The organism is Vibrio sp. JZG120 (assembly GCF_053890955.1).
In genome coordinates, this window is record NZ_JBSRRK010000038.1 from 1 (window position 1) to 2,434 (window position 2,434).

At 43.9% G+C, this 2,434-nt stretch carries 1 protein-coding gene and 2 tRNA genes; 2 read left to right on the forward strand and 1 reads right to left on the reverse strand.

The window, feature by feature from the left end:
* A tRNA-Asp gene (locus ACWPOD_RS23625) sits at positions 1-77 on the forward strand.
* A 558-nt stretch (positions 78-635) separates the two neighbouring features.
* Positions 636-2,072, forward strand: a complete 1,437-nt coding sequence (locus ACWPOD_RS23630) for an NAD-dependent succinate-semialdehyde dehydrogenase (protein WP_193448548.1) — start codon at positions 636-638, stop codon at positions 2,070-2,072.
* Positions 2,073-2,358: 286 nt separating this feature from the next.
* Here the strand turns inward: ACWPOD_RS23630 and ACWPOD_RS23635 are convergent.
* Positions 2,359-2,434, reverse strand: a tRNA-Asn gene (locus ACWPOD_RS23635).

Consider the following 2,434-nt stretch of genomic DNA (forward strand, 5'->3'; position numbering starts at 1 on the left):
GGAGTGGTAGTTCAGTTGGTTAGAATACCGGCCTGTCACGCCGGGGGTCGCGGGTTCGAGTCCCGTCCACTCCGCCATTTATATTAAGCCCCAGTCGAAAGACTGGGGCTTTTTCGTTAATGCAAGTATATTTCTCCCTTCGTTCGAATGACTCCCGCAGAAGGCCTACTCGTAGCCCGGATCCGCTGCCACTTTTGAAAGACTAAGACTTTTGGTATCTGTAGTGCCAGCTTTCTCTGTAACCGAGTTGCACAATTCTAGTTGAATGTAATCTTGCCCATTTCTCTACAGATTCGAGCCTATAGTAAATGCTGGAGACCGATGAATCCGCATGAGCTAGCTCGTAGTTTGTATCCTTGTCACTGCGTATTTCGTTAACGCTCCTCTCTAATAAGAGTTTTCTACTGCTACTTCGCACATATTCATCGTTCTAGTGTTCTGGATAGTCCCTAGGAGAATGGATTGCTGGAGTTTGTTACCGCTAGTCTGATTTAGTCATTGGAAGAGAATGAGCGTCTAGACTGTTAAGAGAATAAAGTCATTCGAACATTCATGTCTTTTAGAAAACTTTGTTTTCTTTGCTGATCTTGCTAGTAAAGATTAACCTAAGAGGAGTTCTCGTAGGAGTAAGTTTGATGATGCAACAAATAAAAAATGAAACCTTGAAATCCGTATTTAAACAATGGTCTTCCGAAGAGGGAATTGTGGTCATCAACCCTGCAACTGAGCAAGAGTTAGTTCGATTAAAGCCCAGTGCTCTTGAGGAATTAGATGACATTATTGGTAAGTGTAAAACCGAGCAAATTCGCTGGGCAAAGTTAAGTGCCAAAGAGCGCTCTCGTCGCTTGAAAAAGTGGTATCAATTACTCCTTGATAATGCAGAAGACATTGCCACAATTATTACCTTAGAGCAGGGAAAACCATTAACTGAAAGTAAAGGAGAGGTGATGTATGGTGCCTCTTTTGTCGAGTGGTTCTCAGAAGAAGCCAAACGTGCTTATGGCGAAGTTATACCTGCCCCCACGACAGATCGACGTCTGTCTGCTATTCGCCAGCCTGTAGGGGTATGCGCTGCAATTACGCCGTGGAACTTCCCTATTGCGATGATTACAAGAAAAGCAGCACCAGCCCTGGCGGCAGGCTGTGGCATGTTGATCAAGCCCTCTGAGCTTACTCCTCTTACTGCAATTGCTGTTGTTGAATTAGCTTATCAGGCAGGAATCCCAAAAGAACTGCTTCCTGTGGTGGTATCAGAGCAGGCAGCTGAGTTTGGCCAAGTACTAAGTACTGATCCTAGGATTAAGAAAGTTTCTTTTACGGGCTCTACGCGAGTCGGGAAGATTTTGATGAAACAAGCCAGTGACTCTGTCAAAGCGGTTTCGATGGAGTTAGGTGGTAATGCACCTTTTATTGTATTTGAAGATGCAGATTTAGATGCGGCTGCGGAAGGGCTTGTCGCTTCGAAGTTCCGTAATGCAGGGCAAACATGTGTTTGTACCAATCGGCTGTATGTCCATGAAGATGTAAAACAAGCTTTTATTGAAAAAGTATTGTCGAAGTTAAACAAATTACAGCTTGGTAATGGTTTAGAGAAAGGTGTCACATTAGGTCCGGTTATTACGATGGCTTCTAAACATCGCCTAGAGGCAGTGATCGATCAAGCCGTACAAGAAGGAGCTTCTATTGCCAACTCTCCACAGAGACGCCCTGGGCGCTTTATGGAGCCCGTTCTTTTGGATAGCGTCAAGCAGCATATGTCGATTGTTCAGCAAGAGCTATTCGGGCCTGTGTTACCTATTATTACCTTTGAGAATGATGAACAAGTTCTCGGAATGGCGAATGACACAGAGTATGGTTTGGCTTGTTACTTCTACACGAATAAATTCAAGCGTATTGTTGCTTTCAGCGAAGGCCTGGAATACGGCATGGTTGGTGTCAATGAGGGGATTATTTCTACTGAGGTGGCCCCGTTTGGTGGAGTGAAAGAGTCAGGAGTTGGCCGAGAAGGTGCGAAACAAGGGCTCGATGAATATTTGGAGACAAAGTATATTTGCCTCGGTGGTTTAAGCTGAGTTGGTTGATTTAAGCAAAAAGCTGGGTTTTACCTGGCTTTTTTTTGATCTGAGAGATGTGTGCCAATCACTATGATTATTATTTATTGGTGAACATTGCTTATGGTGGGACTATCGATAGAAAGCAGAGTTGTTGGTGAGCAGATATTCCACTCTAAGTTAAGCGATTGCCTTCAAGGTAATAATCTAAACTCTGATTTTCTTTCCTGAGTAACATGAGTAGAAAAGAGTTTGACTTTAAACCAATGTAAAAAAGCCGTATCAAGAGATACGGCTTTTTCTAATATGGCTCCTCCTACTGGACTCGAACCAGTGACCTGCGGATTAACAGTCCGTCGCTCTACCAACTGAGCTAAGGAGGA

What these genes read in the sequence shown, in the direction of transcription:
- ACWPOD_RS23630 (WP_193448548.1), top strand. Translation starts at nt 636, where the DNA reads ATGATGCAACAAATAAAAAATGAAACCTTGAAATCCGTATTTAAACAA.